This is a genomic window from Methylobacter svalbardensis (assembly GCF_037671525.1).
GTDB lineage: Bacteria > Pseudomonadota > Gammaproteobacteria > Methylococcales > Methylomonadaceae > Methylobacter_A > Methylobacter_A svalbardensis.
Genome location: NZ_JAWPOH010000006.1, coordinates 58132 through 77102 on the forward strand (window position 1 = coordinate 58132; position 18971 = coordinate 77102).

Below are 18971 nucleotides of genomic sequence, written 5' to 3' on the forward strand. Positions count from 1 at the left end.
ACGTTATGAGTAAGTACATTAGTTATTTCGCGACAAGTCTTTTCTTGAGCCTTGTATGCACTCGTGCAATCGCGGAAGTAATCGATCCCGAAACATATATCATGAAAAATGGCTATCACTCTGTAATGACTGGCGATGATGGACAAACCCGTTCCTACGTCTTTACCGAGAAAGCAGCATCGGCGCGGATTGCTGCACTTGAATCGGAAATAACAAAGCTTCCCAAGCATGTTGAGGTGCAAAGGTTTTGTGATTTAATGCGAGGCGCGACAAAGGCAAAATTAATTAAACAGCGAGGTATTGCTATTGATGTTGCAGTAACTAATTACGGTTATAACGGGTCTACGGTGGTTTGCGTTCTCAAGTTTATGTACGAGAACAATATAGCCACTCAGCTCATATACAACAAGGAGGGTAATGGTGGTTTGTATAGAGTCATTGTCTCGGAATGAAAAATCTAACCCAACACTCAACCGGACGCTTCGCGCTGCTGCGCGCCGGTTAGTTTGGCGTTAAGCATACCAGGGGTGAGACCATGCCAGGGATACTCTTAAATAAGGCAACGTACTTCGTAGGCGACGAAATAGATATTCAGATTGATTTTAGTGACGCGCCTGGGTTATTGGAGAACGTATCAAATATCCAAATTGACATATTCAGGGTTGATATTGAAAGAAATAATTTCGTATTCGGTTTTGGTGCGACGGCGCCAACTGAAAATATTATCGCAATAATCTCGCAAAAACTTCCGGCAACTTTCCAAACAGGCTTGTACGTAGTGTCTGGGATAAGACTTATATATGGGGAAGATGGACAGGAAATCAGAAACATAAGAGTAGATGATCCAAGAAATCGCTTTTTTTGGCTTTCGGACGATGAAATTCTTGATGAGGCAGATCTGCACAAAAAGGTTTCTGAGTTGGAGAATGAAAGAAATAGGTACGTGAATGCCGAAATACGAACTAATGCTGCGACTGGGAGAGCGCACTGCGAGCAATTCAAAGTGGTTATATTTGGGGTTGGCTGTCTATTACACGCACCGCAGTTGATGGAAGGGTATGTCCTACACCCGCTTGGTCAGGGGTATAGCTATGATCACATGCTTGAGGCTGTAAATACGTTTATGCATGGAGCATATGGGATTGCGTTAGAGAAGGTTGATAGCATTGCATCCTCCTTCTCATCATCTACCCCGCTGTTTGCAGTTGAGTTTAATAATATTCAAGCAGTTGATCACCTCGATGCAGGGGCGCATTGCGCACACTTTGCGGAGAATATATTTACGATACTGGCATATGATCGTGGGCAGAGGCCGCGATCATTTGCGTCTGTTATGATTAACTTGCAATCAGAGAAAATATGGCAGGGATTTCATTTTCCAGGATATAAAGGGAACCTAGTTAGTGATTTTAATCCGGCCTCGACTGCTAATACATTGCAGAGGCTGTTGCCGAAGATAGAAAGCTCACCTTGGGTTGATTTAATATTAAGAATCTACGCCGACGCGAAGACTGAGAACAATCGTGATTATGCCTGTCTTAAATTCTGGCAAATTTTGGAGATGGTTGCCAAGAAACGCGTGCTCGATAATTCAATTGAGATAGCGAAACCTGATGGTGCGCCAATAATGGATGCGAATGGCAAGATTATAAGTACGAGATACGCTTTGGGAAAGGTTTACAAATATTTGTTTGACAGAGAAGGTGGTTCAACCGTTTTCCACATCGGCGAAAATGATAAAGTAATTTTCGAGGCATCTGAGGATGCACGAAATAATCCTAACTTCGATCAGAATACTAAGGTGGTATCTCTTTGGGAGACACTCAGTGCACTATACGAAATTCGGAACGCCACCGCTCATTCGGGAAAATTTGATATAGATAACACCAGTGGCGGTACCGAAAGGGAGAGGAAGGCTGCTGAATTGTTGGAACTCAGTCATGGCACCTTCATTCATCATGTTGAAAGCATTCTAATGATGACTGTGTCCTCGGAGGTCAATAATGCCTAATCGGGATAGGGAGCTACTCAAGTAGCCCCCTCCCACAGCACCGCACATACGGGTCCGTATACGGCGCCTAGCCAGTTATTAACTGAGATACTTCATCGGGCAAATCGATTCCATATCAAGTGTCTATCGGGCCGTAGCCGGATGGTGAATCTTGCACCATAGCGTGCGTATGGAAATGAGTCCAATTTGTTCAAAATGTGCGTTGCTTAACCCGCTTTTATAAGGCTTGTCTGCTGATTTAGCGTTCTTTATTGCGGAATCTGATAGTGGCATGGCGGTATATGCTCCAAGGTTTAACGACATACCGCCATTTGTGGCGGTATGTCAATGTATCTTATTGCATGTCGTTGGACAATAAAAAACCCGCTAAGCCAGATAACTTGCGGGTTTATGTACTTCGTTGTATCTCGCCGTACTCTTAAATGGCGGAGAGAGAGGGATTCGAACCCTCGATACGTTGCCGTATACACACTTTCCAGGCGTGCGCCTTCGGCCGCTCGGCCATCTCTCCTGTTTTTTGCTTCCCGTAGAACACGGGAAGCCGAGTAGAATAATCGATATTGCGTTTTGACGCAATGATCTTTATCCGCCGCTTGCTTCGGTTTGCGCTTCCAGTTCATCCCATCGCTGGTAAACTTGCTCCAGTTTGGCATCTATCTGTTTAAGTTCGTCCAGGGTCTTGGCCGTGACAGCCTGATCTTTTTTATAGAACTCAGGCGCACTGATTTGCCGGTTTAATTCCGCCTGCTTAGCTTCCAGTTCAGCAATCAGTTCAGGTAATTTAATCAGTTCCTGCTGCTCTTTAAAGCTGAGTTTTTTTTTCGTTACTGTAGATGCAGCGGGCTTTGCCGCCGGTTTTTCGGGTTTCCTTACCTTGGCAGATACGCTCTGCTTGGCTTGCTTAACATGGTTCATCCAATCAGTATAGCCGCCGACAAACTCATCGACTTCGCCTGTGCCGTCCAGTACAAAAACGCTGGTCACGACGTTGTCCAGAAAAGCCCGGTCATGGCTCACCAGCAACAAGGTGCCGTCAAAGTCGACTAGTTTTTCTTCCAACAACTCCAATGTTTCCAAATCCAGGTCATTGGTCGGCTCATCCATGATGATCAGATTGGAGGGCTTGGTAAATAACCGCGCCAGCAACAGGCGGTTTTTTTCGCCGCCCGACAAACTTTTTACCGGTGAACGCGCTCTGGCCGGGGCAAACAGAAAATCCCCCAGATACGACATCACATGCCGCTGGTTACCGGCGATTTCGACAAACTCATTACCATCGGCGACGGTTTCGGCAACGGTCATGTTCGGGTCGAGTTGGTCGCGCAACTGGTCGAAGTAGGCGATTTCCAACTTGGTGCCCTGTTCTACGGTACCGCTGTTGGGTTCCAGCTGCTTTAATAGCAATTTCAACAAGGTTGATTTGCCTGCGCCGTTAGGACCGATCAATCCGATTTTGTCGCCGCGTTGAATCAATGTGGAAAAATGCTTAACGATCTGTCTGTCCTCATAAGCAAAGCTGATGTCGTTGACTTCGACCACTTTTTTACCGGAGGCATCGCCTCTCTCCAGGGACATTTTGCTGGTGCCTTGCGTGTTGCGGCGTTGGCTGCGTTCGTCACGCAATTTTTCCAGGGCTCGGACTCGACCTTCATTACGGGTACGTCTGGCTTTTACACCCTGCCTGATCCAGACTTCTTCATCGGCGAGCTTTTTATCGAACTCGGCATTTTGGTTGGCTTCGTCTTCCAGGGCGGCGGCTTTTCTGGTCAAGTAATCGTCATAACTGCCCTGCCAGGACACTAAATTACCGCGATCAAGATCGACAATCCGGGTCGCCAGTTTTTGCAGAAATGAGCGGTCATGAGTCACGAATAACACTGCACCCTGAAAATTGAGCAGCTGGTCTTCGAGCCAGGTAATGCTTTCAAAGTCCAGATGGTTGGTCGGCTCATCCAGCAATAATACTTCCGGCTCTATCACCAAGGCTCTGGCCAGGGCTACGCGCCGTTTCCAGCCGCCGGATAAGCCGCTGATCTTTAATTCGCCGGGCAAATCCAGTTTGCTTAAGGTGGTTTCAACCCGTTGCTGAAAATGCCAGCCGTTATGGGTTTCGAGCTGGTGCTGCAGATCGCCCAACTCATTCAGGGCCTTGTCATCATCGTAGTCCATGGTTAACGACAGCGCGTGATAACGGGTAAGCCACTCGCCCAACTCGCCCAAACCACCGGCAACGGCATCGTAAATGGTCGCGTCCTCAGGCAAATCCGGGGTTTGTTCCAGCCAGGCCAGTTTTAATTCCGGTTGCCGCCAGATGTCGCCGTGATCGGCCTGGATATTGCCGGCTATGATCTTCATCAAGGTTGATTTGCCCTCGCCGTTGCGGCCTAACAAGCCTACCCGTTCTCCGGCATCCAGCTGGAAGTCGGCGTTTTTCAATATAGCGTGAATTCCAAAAGCGATGGAAACATTGGACAGTCGTAATAAGGGCATTTTAAAATTCTTTATGTTGTAAATAGCGTCGTAATAAATCCAGTGCAAGTAACGCCGCCTGATTTTGCTTGCGTTCGATAGGGCCTGCCACGGAATGAGTCGTTTGATGAGATCCATCTCCAGTCAGCAATACATTATATAGAATAATGGCCTGCTCTTTATCGTGAAATGTTTTATCGTCCCCGGAGTAAAGCTGAATCAGTACAAATTCAGCGCTGCCGGTCTGGTATATTTCGTTGGCAATGGCCTGGGCGCTCGACGGCAAATCATCGGCATTAAGCGTAATCGCCAGGCTTTGCCCCAGCTTTTCCAGGGATTGCTGATAGCGGCTTTCCAACAGCCATTGAGCGCCTAGGCACTTGGCCGCCAACAAGCCCTGACTGGCTGTTTCCACCACGGCTAGCGTGTGCTGTCCGGCAATCATCAGTTGATCGACGGTAAAAACCAGGTCGCCGCTTGCCTGGCCTAAGCCGCCAATGGCAAAAACATGATCGCCGAGCTCAGCTGCCATTTTATCAACCAATGTCGTCATCGCCGCTTCAGGATAATTTTGAGGGAACAGTAACTTGGTTTGCACATCGTCGGGACTGGCTCGAAAACCCAGTTGCACCTGCGCCGGGATTTCAATCGCGCCAATGCGCTGCTGTATGGCCGACTCGCCTATGCCTAAGGTTCTGATGGTGATTAATCGATCCGGCTGCAATAAAAACCGATTTGCCAGTGTGGGCTGGATTGATTCCAGAAATAAATGGCGCATTTCGTTAGGCACGCCGGGTACAAAAGCAAACCAGCAACGTCCGACTTGCAAGGAAAAACCCGGTGCCGTGCCCCAGGCGTTGTCAATGCGCACGGCACCCTTGGGAAGCATCGCCTGCTTGCGGTTGGAGTCGGGCATTTCGCGGTTTCTGAGCGTAAAGAATCGCTTAATCTGCTCAAAGGCAACGGCGTCGAATTCCAGCGGCAGGTCGAACGCTTTGGCGACCGCCTCCGCGGTCAAGTCATCGCTGGTAGGTCCCAATCCGCCAGTACAAATACAGCAATCGGCACGGATTGAAATTTCTCGTAGTAAGGCAATCAGGTCATCGAGTTTGTCGCCCACGGCGGTATGCCGGGTTACAGCCAATCCCATGTTGACGGCGCGTTCAGATAACCATGCCGAATTGGTATCGACGGTTTGCCCGGTAACGATTTCTTCGCCCTGGGAAAATATTTCTAACGTTGGGTTCATGTTCAAGGTTCAAGGCTAAATAAAGGTGCAAGTCCTGTAGGGTGCGCTGCATGCATCGCCCAAGATTAATCAACAAATCCTAGGCAACTGCTCCCCGCTCAATAAATCCAGTACCCGGCTGATGCCCATTGCGGTTTGCAGGGTAACCATGCCTCGGGGATGCGTCGTTTTAACGGTGCCGATTTGACAGGCCTGTTTGCCTAGCGGATGTTGATGCAACGCGCTCAAGGCTTGTGCTGTTTGCACCTCGGGCACAAATAGCGCAAAACAGCCCTCGTTGGCGATGTACAGCGGATCAAAGCCTAAAATTTCACAGGCGCTGCTGACATCCTGATGTATCGGCAATGCCGTTTCGTCGATTTCGATAGCATGATGCGAGGTGACGGCCAGTTCTATCAAGCCGCTGGCCAGGCCGCCGCGCGTTAAATCGCGCATGCAGTGAATGTCAATACCGGCTTGAATTAGATCCAGAACCAGGCCGGACAGGTCGGCGCAGTCGCTGGTTATGCTGCTGTCAAAATTCATGCCTTCGCGCTCCAGCATGATCGCGATGCCGTGCCGCGCTATGTCGCTGTTGATGATGATGCTGTCGCCAACTCGAATATCGGCAGGTGACACCTTGACGTTTTCGGCTATGAGGCCGATACCGGCGGTGTTGATATAAACGCCGTCGCCGCTGCCGTGCTCGACTACTTTGGTGTCGCCGGTCACGATCAATACTCCGGCCTGTTGAGCAGTTTGCTGCATCGACTCGACGATGCGTTGCAGGTCTTTGATCGCGAAACCTTCTTCAATAATCAACGCGCAGCTCAGGTATAACGGTAAGGCGCCGCTCATGGCCAAATCGTTCAACGTTCCGCATACCGCCATCTTGCCGATATCGCCGCCGGAAAAAAACAGCGGTTTGACCACATAGGAATCGGTGGTGAAGGCCAGTTTGGAGCCGTTGACGGTTAGCACAGCGCTGTCGTGTTTCTGGTTTAGCAGGGGATTGCTAAATACCGGTTGGATAATCCGGTCCAGCAATTGCTGCATCAGGCGGCCGCCGCCGCCATGAGCCATGACGATTTGCTCGTAGTGCAGGGGCAGGGGACAGTTCAGTTTTAACTCAGACATGTTGATGGCGACGGTAGCGGTAATAGGCGGCGCACGCGCCTTCGGAGGAAACCATGGTGGCGCCCAGCGGGTGTTCGGGGGTGCACGTCGTGCCGAATTCAGCGCATTGCGCGGGTTTGATCAGGCCTTGCAACACTTCTCCGCTACGGCAGGCGGCAGGTTCTTTGGTGTTAATCGCGGCGACCGCAAAACGCTGTTCGGCATTCCAGTCGGCGTAGTCGGCATTGAGCGCCAGACCGCTAGCGGCGATTTTACCCAGCCCGCGCCAGCTTTGATTGACGATATCAAATACTTGGCTTATCAGCTGTTGCGCGGGCTGATTGCCTTGTTCTTTGACCACGCGGCTGTATTCGTTTTCAACCTGATAACGCTTTTCTTCCAGTTGTTTGATGCATAAATACAGCCCGTGCAGAATATCGACCGGTTCAAAACCGGTGATGACGATAGGTATTTTATAGCGTGCGGACAGCGGCAAATATTCGTGATAACCCATAATCGAGCAGACATGGCCTGCGCCTAAAAAACCCTGTACCTGATTGTCGGGAGAATCAAGCAGCGCCTGCATCACCGGCGGTACGCAGACATGGCAAATCAACAGCGAAAAGTTGTCTAGCTGTTGCTGTTTGGCTTGGTAGGCGGTCAGGGCGGTGGTCGGGGCGGTGGTTTCAAAGCCCACGCCGAAAAAAACCACCTGTTTATCGGGATTGATCTTAGCGATATTCAACGCATCCAGCGGCGAATAGACGATACGAATATCGGCGCCCTGCGCTTTCAGGCTGAGTAAATCATGATGCGAACCGGGGACGCGCAGCATGTCGCCGAAAGAACAGAAAATGACCTCCGGTTGCGCGGCAATCGCCAGCGCCTTATCGATATAAGCCAGCGGCGTAACGCAAACCGGACAGCCGGGGCCGTGGATCAGGTTGATTTGATCAGGCAGCAGTTGATCGATGCCGTACTTAATGATGCTATGAGTTTGGCCTCCGCACACTTCCATGATATTCCACGGCTGCGTGGTGATGGCTTTTATCGCGGCGGTTATTTTTTTTGCGGTTGCCGGGTCGCGAAATTCGTCCAGGTAGTTCATAACGTATTCTCGAAATCCGCTAAATCCTGGAATGCCTGCAGGCTGGCCTGAGCTTCTGTTTCATCCAGAATGGACAGCGCAAAACCGGCATGAACGATCACATAATCGTTGATTTTGGCTTCGGGCACATAAGCCAGACTGATGTCCTTACTAATGCCGGAAAAGTTGATGCATCCGGTACGCGCTAAAGGATCGCTGTGATCAGACAGGCTGGTAATTTGTCCGGGTATCGCTAGGCACATAAGTTATCCTATATATTTTGCGGCAAGCAACTGGCCGAGAGCCAATCCGCCGTCGTTAGGGGGTATGTTTTCGTGGCAGTATACCGCAAAGCCGCCGGACTTTAATCGATGGACTGCTTTTGTTGTGAGGTCAGCATTTTGAAAACAGCCGCCGCTTAGGATAACGGTTTTTTGCCCGGCTCGCTGGGCTAGGGTCAATATGATTTCGGCCAAGGTGTTGTGGAACTTGGCGGCGATTAACTCAACCGGATTGAGCGGTATGTCGTCAACTAGCTGTTCCAGCGTGGTTTTCCAGTCGATAACGATGGGCGTTGTGCATAGGATCTGGAAATCATAACATTGGTCGGATGCGCTTGATGTAGCGCTCATTTCCAGCGCCATTGCCGCTTGGCCTTCATACTGATTGATTTGGCATAGCCCCAGCAAACTGGCGACTGCATCGAATAAGCGTCCGACGCTGCTGGTGCGCGGACAGTTGAGTTGGCGGCTTAAGGCAGGCCGCAATAATTTTAATTCTTGTGCGGAAAAAGGCAGGTCTTCGCGCTCAAAGACGCAGCTTCCAAAGGCTTCGTAGAGCAGTCCTAATGCGGCGCGTCTGGGTTCCTGCATGGCTTTATGTGCGCCGGGCAATGAAAACGGCGCAAAGTGGGCATAGCGCTCAAAGCCTTGGCTGTTAATCAGCAAAAATTCGCCGCCCCACAGGGTGTTGTCGGTACCCAGACCCGAACCGTCCCAGCAAATGCCCAGTGCGGGCGGTTCCAGGCCGTGTTCGGCCATGCAGGATAAGGCGTGGGCGTAATGGTGTTGCACTGGGTGGGTTTTCTGGCCTAAATTGGCGGCAAACAAGCTGCTGGCATAGCTGCTATGCAGATCGTGCATAATCCGGGTCGGGGCGATTTGATAAAATTCTTGCAAGTCGGTCAGCGTGGCGTGGAATTGTTGTTGGGTCGCTTCGACATCAAGATCGCCAAGATGCTGGCTTAAGATAATATGCTTGCCATGACTGATGGCGATGGTGTTTTTTAACTGGCCGCCCACGGCTAACGTGTCGGGCAGAGCGGTTTTTAAGGTGAGCGGCAGCGGGGTGTAGCCTCGACCTCTCCTTAATACGGTGATTTTGCCGTTAATTAACCGGACGACGGAATCATCGAGCGGACGCAGGATGGGGCGGTTATGGCTTAGGAAATAATCGGCAATACCGGAAAGTCTTGTTAATGCCTGGGATTTATCAATGCAAATGGGCTCATTTTGGCGGTTGCCGCTGGTGGCGACCAGTGCGTGCAGATCATTGTCTTTATTCAGCAACAGGTGGTGTAACGGCGAATAAGCCAGCATGATGCCGAACAGGTTGCTGTTGGGCGCTACTACAGATGTAAGGGCGAATTTATTCGCCCAAAGGCGACTGAAGTCGCCCCCACAAGTAGCCCCTGGCGATTTGGCCTTTAACAGCACAATAGGCGCGGCGGCAGAAGTCAGTGCTTGTTGTTCCAGTTCGTTGATCATGCAAAGCTGCTGCGCTGTTGCCAAATCGGCGACCATCAGCGCAAAAGGTTTTTGTGGGCGATGTTTGCGTTGTCTCAGGCGTTCGACGGCTTGCTGGTTGGTCGCATCGACCAGCAGTTGATAGCCGCCTATGCCTTTGATGGCGACGATTTTTCCGGCTTGTAATTGCAAGATGGCGGCGACTACAGCATCGTGCTTTTTGGCTAAAAGATTTCCGGATTCGTCGAGCAAACTTAGGCCTGGACCGCACGCCGGACAGGCAATGGTTTGGGCGTGGTAGCGTCGGTTGTCTATCGCTTGGTAGTCCTGGCCGCAGTCGCTACAGGGGGTGAATGCCGCCATGCCGGTATGGATGCGGTCATAAGGTTGCCGGGTCATGATGCTGTAGCGCGGCCCGCAATGGCAACAGCTGGTAAACGGGTAGTGATAGTAGCGGCTGGCTGGGTTGAAAATATCGCCGATGCAATCGGCGCAGGTCGCTATGTCCGGCAGCACAAAGAAGGAGTGCTCGCCGTCAGCCATGCTGGCTTTAATCTGAAAATGATCAAAGCCGACTAGAGGCTGCCGGGTTATGGTTAATGATTCGATTTTTGCAAAAGGCGGCAGTCGGTTGTTCAGATCGTCAATGAAGTCCTGTTGGTGTTCGGGCAGGCCTTCAATGTCGATGATTACGCCGCCAGTGGTGTTGGCAATCTCGCCTTTTTGTTGGTGTTGCCGGGCAAGACGAACCACAAACGGACGAAAGCCAAGTCCCTGAACGAAACCTTCGATATTGATTTTTAAATGATCTTTATTAATGCTAAAGCCTTTTGCCTGTGGGGTGAAGAGTGTTTTTAACTGTCACTAAAATAGTAGACGGTATATAATCTCATGGTTTTATTCAATCATTTACTAAATTCATACCGGAAAAAAACATGCTGGGTAAGTTGGTTAGATTTGTTATAGGGAGCCGTAATGACAGGCTGATAAAGAAGAAAAGGTCATTGGTCAAAAAGATCAATGCGTTGGCTTCTGAGTACGAAAAATTATCTGATGATGCCTTAAAAGCAAAAACTCAGGAGTTTCGTGATCGCTTGGCACAAGGTGAAAAGCTGGACAATCTGCTTCCAGAAGCTTTTGCGATAGTCAGGGAAGCGTCGACCAGAGTCTTCGGCATGCGCCATTTCGATGTGCAATTGATCGGCGGAATGATCCTTGATGACGGTAAAATTGCCGAAATGAAAACCGGCGAAGGCAAAACCCTGATGGCAACTTTGGCGGCCTATCTGAATGCCTTGCCAGGGCGCGGCGTACACGTTGTTACGGTTAATGACTATTTGGCCAAGCGCGATTCCGAATGGATGGGTAGGCTATACAGCTTTCTGGGCTTGACTACCGGTGTGATTATCAGTCAGATGGAAAGCGATGAGCGGCGTAAAGCTTATGCGTCAGACATTACTTACGGCACCAATAACGAATTTGGTTTTGATTATCTGCGCGACAATATGGCTTTTAGTCTGGAGCAGAAAGTCCAGCGGGATTTAAGCTTTGCTATTATTGATGAGGTGGATTCGATTCTGATCGATGAGGCGAGAACGCCGCTGATTATTTCCGGACCTACCGAAGAAAGTACCGAAATATATGTCAAAGTCAATAAGATCATCCCTTTCCTGACCAAACAGGAAAAAGAGAGCGAACCGGGCGATTATTCGGTCGATGAAAAAGTACGCCAGTTGTATCTGACCGAAGAAGGGCATGAGCGGGTTGAACGTTTAATGGTCGAACATGGTCTGATGGAGGAAGGCACCAGTTTGTATGACGCGACCAATATCCGCCTGATGCACTATCTGACGGCTTCATTGCGTGGTCATGTTTTATTCAAAAAAGACGTTGATTATATTGTCGCTAATAATGAAGTAATTATCGTCGATGAGTTTACCGGGCGCATCATGCCGGGACGGCGTTGGTCGGAAGGATTGCATCAGGCGATTGAAGCCAAAGAGCATGTCGCCATTCAAAATGAAAACCAGACGCTGGCCTCGATTACCTTCCAGAATTATTTCCGCCTGTACGAAAAACTGTCCGGTATGACCGGTACTGCGGATACCGAAGCGTTCGAACTGAACAAGATTTACGGCCTTGAAGTGGTCGTCATTCCTACGCATCGCAACATGATCCGTAAGGATTTGGGCGACGTAGTCTTTTTGACTACCGACGAGAAATATGTCGCCGTTGCCGATGATATTAAAGACTGCGTTAGCCGTGGACAACCGGTGTTGGTGGGAACCACGTCGATTGAAAACTCCGAGCGGCTATCTGGGTTATTACAAAAGCAGGGCATTAAACACGAAGTGCTTAATGCCAAGCAACATGAACGCGAAGCTCATATTATCGAACAGGCCGGTATGCAGGGAGCGGTGACTATCGCGACCAACATGGCCGGACGGGGTACCGATATTGTACTCGGCGGTAATCTGGAAGCGGAATTGGCGGCACTGGGCGAAGATGCCGGTGACGCCGATAAAGAGCGGGTGCGCGGCGCCTGGCTGGACAGACACGAGCAAGTTATCGCCGCCGGCGGATTGCATGTGATCGGTTCGGAGCGTCATGAATCGCGCCGTATAGATAATCAGTTAAGAGGCCGTTCGGGGCGTCAGGGTGATCCGGGTTCGACCCGCTTCTATCTGTCGCTGCAAGATGATTTGATGCGTATTTTTGCCTCGGATCGGGTGGCAGGGTTAATGCAGAAATTGGGCATGGGCGATGGTGAAGCCATTGAACATCCTTGGGTAACCCGTTCGATTGAAAGTGCTCAGCGTAAGGTTGAAGCTCGCAACTTCGATGTGCGTAAAGAGATTCTGGCCTATGACGATGTTGCCAATGATCAGCGCAAGGTGGTTTACGCGCAGCGTAATGAGCTGATGGCGGCGGAGGAAATCTCCGACATTATCACCGCGATACGTGAAGATGTGGTCAATAATGTGATTACCCAGTATATCCCGCCAAAAACCATGGTTGAGCAGTGGGATACCAAAGGTCTGGAAGAGCATTTGCGTCAGGAATTCAACGTTGAAATCCCCGTGCGTAAAATGCTGGCTGAAGATCACGCATTGCATGAAGATTCTTTGCGCAAGCATATTATTGATATTCTGGAGCAAAGCCATAAAGATAAAGAGCGGCAGATGTCTAAGGACGTGATGCAACACTTTGAGAAGTCAGTAATGCTGCAAGTGCTGGATAACAGCTGGAAAGAGCATCTGGCGGCGATGGATTATTTGCGTCAGGGCATACATTTTAGAGGCTATGCGCAAAAAGATCCCAAACAGGAATACAAGCGAGAAGCGTTTGAGATGTTTACCAGCCTGCTTGAGCATCTCAAGTATGAAGTGATAGGGATTTTGTTTAAAGTTCAGGTCAGACAGGAAGAAGACGTTCATGCTATTGATGAGCAAATGCAAGCGCCCAAAGAAATGCATTTTGAACATGCACCGGCACCTGCTTTGGATGCTTATGAGCAGTCGTTGCTTGCACCTGAACAGGAAGACGTTGCCACTACAGAGCAGCCGTTTATCAGGGATGGCAATAAAGTGGGCCGTAATGATCCTTGTCCTTGCGGATCAGGCAAGAAGTTTAAACAGTGTCACGGCAAGTTAACTTGATTTGACTTGGATGCGGAGTTAACGCGCATTGCGAATGCTTGTCGTTAAATTGTGGGGGCGACTTTAGTCGCCCAGTCGACCGCTTAGCGTTCACTCGGCGACTAAAGTCGCCGCCACATAAATAGTCGCTCAAAAGTCTTTTAACATTTTTATTCGCCACGGCCAAAGCTTCCGCTCCTCGGCAACTGCTCCTGCGACTACTGTTTCAAAACAGGTTTTCTATCGATCTTTCGTCAGCATGACTGTAGCCTATTGCCGAGTCGTTCGATCTGAAGCTGGTGGGTACATGATCTGCCTGAAAGAACTCCCATATCCCATCGCTATCATTGGATGCTGTTAACAGGCCGGTCTCAGGGTTTATAAAAGCCTTGACTATGCCCGTAGGCACTTCAAGAGGGGTTTCCGCTGTGTCTTTCAGTGCAGTCTTCATAAAATCAACCCACATCGGTAATGCAGTGACACCACCTGTTTCACGATTTCCCAGCGGTGAGAAATCATCAAATCCAACCCACGCAATGGCTACATTGGACTGCGTGTAGCCATTAAACCAAGCATCCCGCTGTTCATTTGTCGTGCCTGTTTTTCCTGCAATATCCTGTCTGCCCAGTACTTTAGCGCCTGTTGCCGTGCCGTGTTGAACGACATCTCTTAATAACGAATTCATCAGAAAACAAATTTGCGGGGTAATAATCCGGGGTGCGTAGCTGCGGTTTAATTCCTGCTTGCTATCACAGCTAGGGCAGGCAATTTTAGGCTTAGCCTGATAAATAATATCGCCCTCGTTGGATTCAATGCGCTCAATAAAATAGGGCTTGACCAGGAAGCCGCCGTTGGCAAAGGTGGCGTAAACCCTGGCCATTTGTAGAGGGGATGCGTAGCCGCTACCTAGTGCCAGGGACAAGGTTTTAGGTATTTGTTGTTCGGTAAAGCCAAAGCGCAATGCCGTTGCAACGGCTTTTTCAACGCCCAATTCTTTTAGTAAGCGAATGGAGATAATGTTTCTTGAGTGGGTTAAAGCTGACCTGATGCTGGTCGGGCCATAGAATCGTTTGCTGTAATTTTCGGGTCGCCACTCGTTCTCCTGGCCTGGATTGTTGATGACTATCGGCGCATCGTTAATAAGGCTGGCGGCGGTGTAGCCTTGTTCCAGCGCGGTGGTGTAAATGATCGGTTTAAAGCCTGATCCAGGCTGTCTTTTTGATTGGGTAACGCGATTGTATTTGTTGCGGAAAAAATCGAAACCGCCGGTTAACGCTAAAATGGCGCCGTTGGATGGATCTAATGAAACAAATGCGCCTTCTGTCTCGGGTATTTGCGTTAAAGCCCAGCTATTATTTTGAAGTTGACGAACACGGATAATATCGTTGATTTGTAGGGGCGACCGGTCGGTCGCCCCTACTGCCCATTTAAAGTTTTCCTGCGGTATTTCAATGAGGGTTTTGTCTTGAAGGTTGGCCGTTACGCGATTGTTTTTTACATGTAGAACGGTGGCGGGTAGGGTGTCGCCGATGTTAGTAGGGGCGACTTCAGTCGCCTTTTGACACACTGGGCGATTTAAGTCGCCCTTACAATGCCGGTATCCGTGGCGTTCGTCATAGGCGTGTAAGGTATTGGCAAGCGCCTGGTTTGCTGCTGTTTGCAGCGCGCTGTTTAGGGTTGTGTAGACTTTAAAACCAGAGGTGTAGGCTTGCTCGCCATAGAGCTCGAAAATCTTTTGTCGTACCATTTCGGCCAAATAAAGCGCTGAAATTTCAGGTGAGACAGATTGCAGTTTTGCGGTGGAGGGCTGCCGGGATGCGTCCTCATATTGCTGTTGAGTGATATGGTTCAGTTCAAGCATGCGGTGCAAGACATAATTGCGCCTTTCAATGGATCGTACTTCATTAGTGATGGGGTTATATATGGAGGGTGCTTTAGGCAGGCCGGCAATCATGGCGTGTTCGGCCAAGCTCAGCTCAGATAACGGTTTGCCGTAATAAGTTTGAGCGGCGGCGGCAATGCCATAGGCTCTGTGCCCCATGAACATTTGATTCAAATAGAGTTCCAGTATTTTTTCTTTCGGGTACTCCTGTTCTATTTTTAACGCCAGCATGATTTCCTTTAACTTCCGAGTGTAGGTTTTTTCATTGCTCAGCAGGAAGTTGCGGGTAACTTGCATGGTGATAGTGCTGCCGCCCTGTTTTTTCTTGCCGGTTAAGGCGAGTTGCAGACCGGCTCGAAGCAGGCCTTTAAAGTCGACGCCGGGATGTTCATAAAAACTGTCATCTTCTGCGGCAATGAAGGCATTAATCAGTTGCTGAGGGACGTCTTCTATATTAACCGGTGTACGTTTTTTCTCGCCGAATTGGGCAATCAGCAAATTATCTTTAGTGTAAATACTCAAAGGCGTCTGGTATTGAACATTATGCAGGGTCTTAACATCAGGTAGGTCGACTGAAAGCTCGTTGTATAAAAAATAGCCTGAAATGGCTGCGGATAGCGTGATGGTCATAAAAAAAATAACCAACCATTTTAGAGTTTTAGCCACAAATGATCCTGGGGAACGGTAACAGCAAAGATAAAAAAGTCGCCTCTACCGTGTTTTTGCCGGAGGTGAAAGCAACAGGTCGAACAAATAAATTAAACATTTTAAGCATCAAAATAAAAAAGGCTACTATACTTTCGCCAGTAAATAAGTTTGTAAGTGTTGATTATAGCCGACGACTGCCAGGGATGGCGGAAGTGTCGCAATCGGTAAGGAACCGATGCGACCGACTGCGGCAATACAGGAAGTAAGACCCCATGGATAGGGATAGAGTAACGCATGGAATGCAGTGTGCCATAGGTCTGTTTTGCAAATAGACCGATCACAACTGATTACATTAGATATCAAGTTTTTCAAGGGTTAGTTCATGAGTTGGTTTAGTCAAAAACAGAGTGCTGTTCTTGGTATTGATATCAGTACAGCGGCTATAAAGTTACTCGAATTGAGTAAGGTTGGTGCTCGTTATCGGGTTGAGAGTTATGCCGTGGCACCTCTGCCGCAAGACGCGGTTATTGATAAAAATATAGCAAGTATCGACGTGATAGCTGATGCGATAAAAATTGCGTTAAAGCAATCCGGGTCAAAGCTAAAGCAAGCGTCTGTTGCTGTTGCAGGATCATCAGTGATGACCAAAGTTATACCGATGTCTGCTTCATTGACCGATGACGAAATGGAAGAGCAAATTATGGTTGAGGCAGACCAGTATGTGCCCTATTCGCTTGATGAGGTTAATTTCGATTTTGAAGTGCTCGGCGAAAATGAAAGTAACCCTGAAATGGTTAATGTATTGCTCGCGGCATCGAGAAAAGAAATCATTGAAGATCGTGTTGAAGCGTTAGCAAAGGCGGGTTTAAAAGCCAAAATTGTCGATGTTGAAGCCTTTGCGATGGAAAATGCATTTGCCTTGTTGATTGATCAATTGCCGGATGTCGTAGAAAATCAAACGGTTGCCATCGTGGATATCGGGGCAACCATGACGGCTTTAAATGTTTTATATGATTGCCGCACCGTATACATGAGAGAGCAGAGCTTTGGCGGCAAGCAGTTGACTGAAGAGATACAGCGTCGCTACGGCTTGACTTATGAAGAGGCGGGCTTGGCAAAAAAGCTGGGCGGATTGCCGGACAATTATACTGTCGATGTACTTGATCCGTTTAAGCGAGCAATGGTTCAGCAAATTCAGCGGTCGATACAATTCTTTGTATCATCAAGCGCGAATAGACGTATCGATAATCTTATTCTGGCGGGTGGTTGTGCAACCATACCGGGCATCGACAAATTGGTTCAACAGGCTATAGGAGTGCCTACCGTCATCGCCAATCCTTTTATCAATATGGCCTTATCCAATAAGGTAAAACCCCAGTCATTGAGCAATGATGCTTCGGCAATGATGATTGCGTGCGGGCTAGCATTGAGGAGTTTTGACTAATGGCGAAAATCAATTTACTCCCCTGGCGTGAAGAGCTCCGGGCACAGAAAAAGCAGGATTTTATCAATGCTATGGGTGTGTCTGTTTTGCTTGCAGCGATTATATTTGCCGGGGTTCATATGTATATTGAGGGGCTAAAGGCCTACCAGGAACAAAGAAATAAAGTCATACAGGACGAAATAGCGTTATTAGATATAAAAATTGCTCAAATTAAAACGATTGAGGAACAGAAAACTAAGTTGCTGACCAAAATAGAACTGATTCAGAAGCTACAGGAAAGCCGTCCGGAGATTGTGCATTTGTTTGATGAGTTGCCCCGGGTTACACCTGATGGGGTTTTTCTGACGAAATTTACCCAGGTTGGTGCAGAGCTGACTTTTGAGGGCAAGTCGCAATCGAATGCACGCGTTTCTGCCTTTATGAGCGCCATTGAATCGTCAGCCTGGTTGAAAATCCCGACGCTTGATGTGATTAAGTCGGTGAGCAAAGTTACTCCTGAACAGTTAAGTGATTTCACTCTGCATGCGAAGCAGGGTAATCAAAATGATCGCCAGGAGGGAGCAAATGAATCTGTCAGAAATTAATTGGGATCCTAATGCCGCCGGTACTTGGCCGTTACCCATTAAGGCGGCAACGATTGCTGTAATATGTGCTCTGGTTTTCGGTGCAGGTGTTTACTATGACACGATTGATCAGTTGACGGCGCTTGATATTGCTGAGAAAAAAGAGCTGGATTTAAAGCAGTCATTTGAGGTGAAACAAAAAAAATCAATCAACCTGCAAGATTATCAGGATCAATTGGCGCAAATTGAAATAGAGCTGGAAAATATGATTCGGCAAATGCCGACCAAAGAAGAAGTTGCAAGCCTGCTGACCGATATTTCTCAGACAGGATTGGCTAACGGTCTTGAATTCAGATTATTCAAGCCTGGTACTCCGGTTCGTAAAGACTTCTACTCAGAATTACCTATTAATATTGAGGTTATTGGCAAATATCAGGAGCTGGGTTTGTTTGTGAGTGGTTTGGCCTCGTTGCCTCGAATTGTTACCGTACATGATGTAAACATTGTTCCCGAAGGTAAGGAAGGGGAAATGAGGATGGCTGCAACGGTAAAGACCTATAACGAAGGTGATGTCGAAACTGTAGCGACAGTGGCCAAAAAGAAAAGGGGGAAAAAATAATGATAATACAGATCAGCTGTGTGTTTGTTATGGCCTTGCTGGCAGGTTGCGGCAATGATGATTTTTCGGATTTAACTCGGTATGTTTCAGAAGTTAAGGCTAGGCCTAAAGAACCTATTAAGCCCTTACCTGAAATCAAGGTGATTGAACCTTTTATGTTTAAATCGGAAGGTCTGCGTGATCCATTTAGGCCGTTGGAGCAGCCTGAACAGACTGAGGGCGTGGATGTGTCAACGGGTAGCAGTATAAGGCCGGATACCGCCCGGCATAAAGAAGAATTGGAATCATTTCCTCTGGATGGCTTAAAAATGGTGGGTACCGTAGATATGAAGTCGGCTTTGTGGGGGTTGGTAAAAGCGAGTGACGGCACAATTTATCGCGTCAAGGCCGGGAATTATGTGGGTAAAAATTATGGAAAAATTATACGGATAGTCAGCGATAAAATTGAATTGATGGAAATAGTCCCTGATAAACCGGGAACATGGCGTGAACAACCCGCTTCAATAGCGTTGACAGAGTGA

Annotated in this window: 14 protein-coding genes and 1 tRNA gene; 7 read left to right on the forward strand and 8 right to left on the reverse strand. The window is 48.6% G+C overall.

The genetic code is table 11. The annotated features are described in order from the left end of the window. Positions 1-5: 5 nt before the first annotated feature. The gene (locus RW114_RS04075; protein WP_340121438.1) at positions 6-452 is read left to right on the forward strand and encodes a hypothetical protein; all 447 of its coding nucleotides are present in this window, start codon (positions 6-8) and stop codon (positions 450-452) included. 83 nt (positions 453-535) lie between these two features. Beyond that, the gene (locus RW114_RS04080) at positions 536-2011 is read left to right on the forward strand and encodes a hypothetical protein (RefSeq protein WP_340121439.1); all 1476 of its coding nucleotides are present in this window, start codon (positions 536-538) and stop codon (positions 2009-2011) included. A gap of 423 nt (positions 2012-2434) precedes the next feature. Here the strand turns inward: RW114_RS04080 and RW114_RS04085 are convergent. The 7 genes from RW114_RS04085 to hypF all read right to left on the reverse strand — a co-directional run bounded on the left by RW114_RS04085 (position 2435) and on the right by hypF (position 10475). Further along, a tRNA-Ser gene (locus tag RW114_RS04085) sits at positions 2435-2522 on the reverse strand. A 71-nt stretch (positions 2523-2593) separates the two neighbouring features. Beyond that, positions 2594-4501: an ATP-binding cassette domain-containing protein gene (locus tag RW114_RS04090; protein WP_340121440.1), complete on the reverse strand. Its 1908-nt coding sequence runs from the start codon at positions 4499-4501 to the stop codon at positions 2594-2596. 1 nt (position 4502) lies between these two features. Next, on the reverse strand, positions 4503-5729 hold the full coding sequence (locus RW114_RS04095) for a competence/damage-inducible protein A (protein WP_340121441.1): 1227 nt from the start codon (positions 5727-5729) through the stop codon (positions 4503-4505). A 69-nt stretch (positions 5730-5798) separates the two neighbouring features. Beyond that, positions 5799-6845 carry a hydrogenase expression/formation protein HypE gene (hypE, locus tag RW114_RS04100; protein WP_340121442.1) on the reverse strand — a complete coding sequence of 349 codons (1047 nt, stop codon included), beginning with the start codon at positions 6843-6845 and terminating at the stop codon, positions 5799-5801. After that, positions 6838-7932: a hydrogenase formation protein HypD gene (gene hypD, locus RW114_RS04105; protein WP_340121443.1), complete on the reverse strand. Its 1095-nt coding sequence runs from the start codon at positions 7930-7932 to the stop codon at positions 6838-6840. The genes hypE and hypD overlap by 8 nt, the downstream gene beginning before the upstream one ends. After that, the gene (locus RW114_RS04110; RefSeq protein ID WP_340121444.1) at positions 7929-8174 is read right to left on the reverse strand and encodes a HypC/HybG/HupF family hydrogenase formation chaperone; all 246 of its coding nucleotides are present in this window, start codon (positions 8172-8174) and stop codon (positions 7929-7931) included. The genes hypD and RW114_RS04110 overlap by 4 nt, the downstream gene beginning before the upstream one ends. 3 nt (positions 8175-8177) lie before the next feature. Then, a complete protein-coding gene (hypF, locus tag RW114_RS04115) occupies positions 8178-10475 on the reverse strand; it encodes a carbamoyltransferase HypF (RefSeq protein WP_340121490.1) in 2298 nt (765 codons plus the stop codon). 116 nt (positions 10476-10591) lie between these two features. On the opposite strand from hypF, the gene secA reads away from it, so the two are divergent. Continuing rightward, positions 10592-13315, forward strand: coding sequence for a preprotein translocase subunit SecA (gene secA, locus RW114_RS04120; protein ID WP_340121445.1), 2724 nt, complete (start codon positions 10592-10594; stop codon positions 13313-13315). 205 nt (positions 13316-13520) lie between these two features. Here the strand turns inward: secA and RW114_RS04125 are convergent, their stop codons facing one another. Beyond that, the gene (locus RW114_RS04125) at positions 13521-15806 is read right to left on the reverse strand and encodes a penicillin-binding protein 1A (protein ID WP_422614786.1); all 2286 of its coding nucleotides are present in this window, start codon (positions 15804-15806) and stop codon (positions 13521-13523) included. A 400-nt stretch (positions 15807-16206) separates the two neighbouring features. On the opposite strand from RW114_RS04125, the gene RW114_RS04130 reads away from it, so the two are divergent. Genes RW114_RS04130 through RW114_RS04145 form a run of 4 tightly spaced genes read left to right on the forward strand, consistent with a single transcriptional unit; the run spans position 16207 to position 18971 of the window. Then, positions 16207-17268, forward strand: a complete 1062-nt coding sequence (locus RW114_RS04130; protein ID WP_340121447.1) for a pilus assembly protein PilM — start codon at positions 16207-16209, stop codon at positions 17266-17268. After that, positions 17268-17852, forward strand: a complete 585-nt coding sequence (locus tag RW114_RS04135) for a PilN domain-containing protein (RefSeq protein ID WP_340121448.1) — start codon at positions 17268-17270, stop codon at positions 17850-17852. Before RW114_RS04130 ends, RW114_RS04135 begins: the two co-directional genes overlap by 1 nt. Continuing rightward, positions 17833-18450: a type IV pilus inner membrane component PilO gene (locus RW114_RS04140; RefSeq protein ID WP_340121449.1), complete on the forward strand. Its 618-nt coding sequence runs from the start codon at positions 17833-17835 to the stop codon at positions 18448-18450. The genes RW114_RS04135 and RW114_RS04140 overlap by 20 nt, the downstream gene beginning before the upstream one ends. Next, on the forward strand, positions 18450-18971 hold the full coding sequence (locus tag RW114_RS04145) for a pilus assembly protein PilP (protein ID WP_340121450.1): 522 nt from the start codon (positions 18450-18452) through the stop codon (positions 18969-18971). Before RW114_RS04140 ends, RW114_RS04145 begins: the two co-directional genes overlap by 1 nt.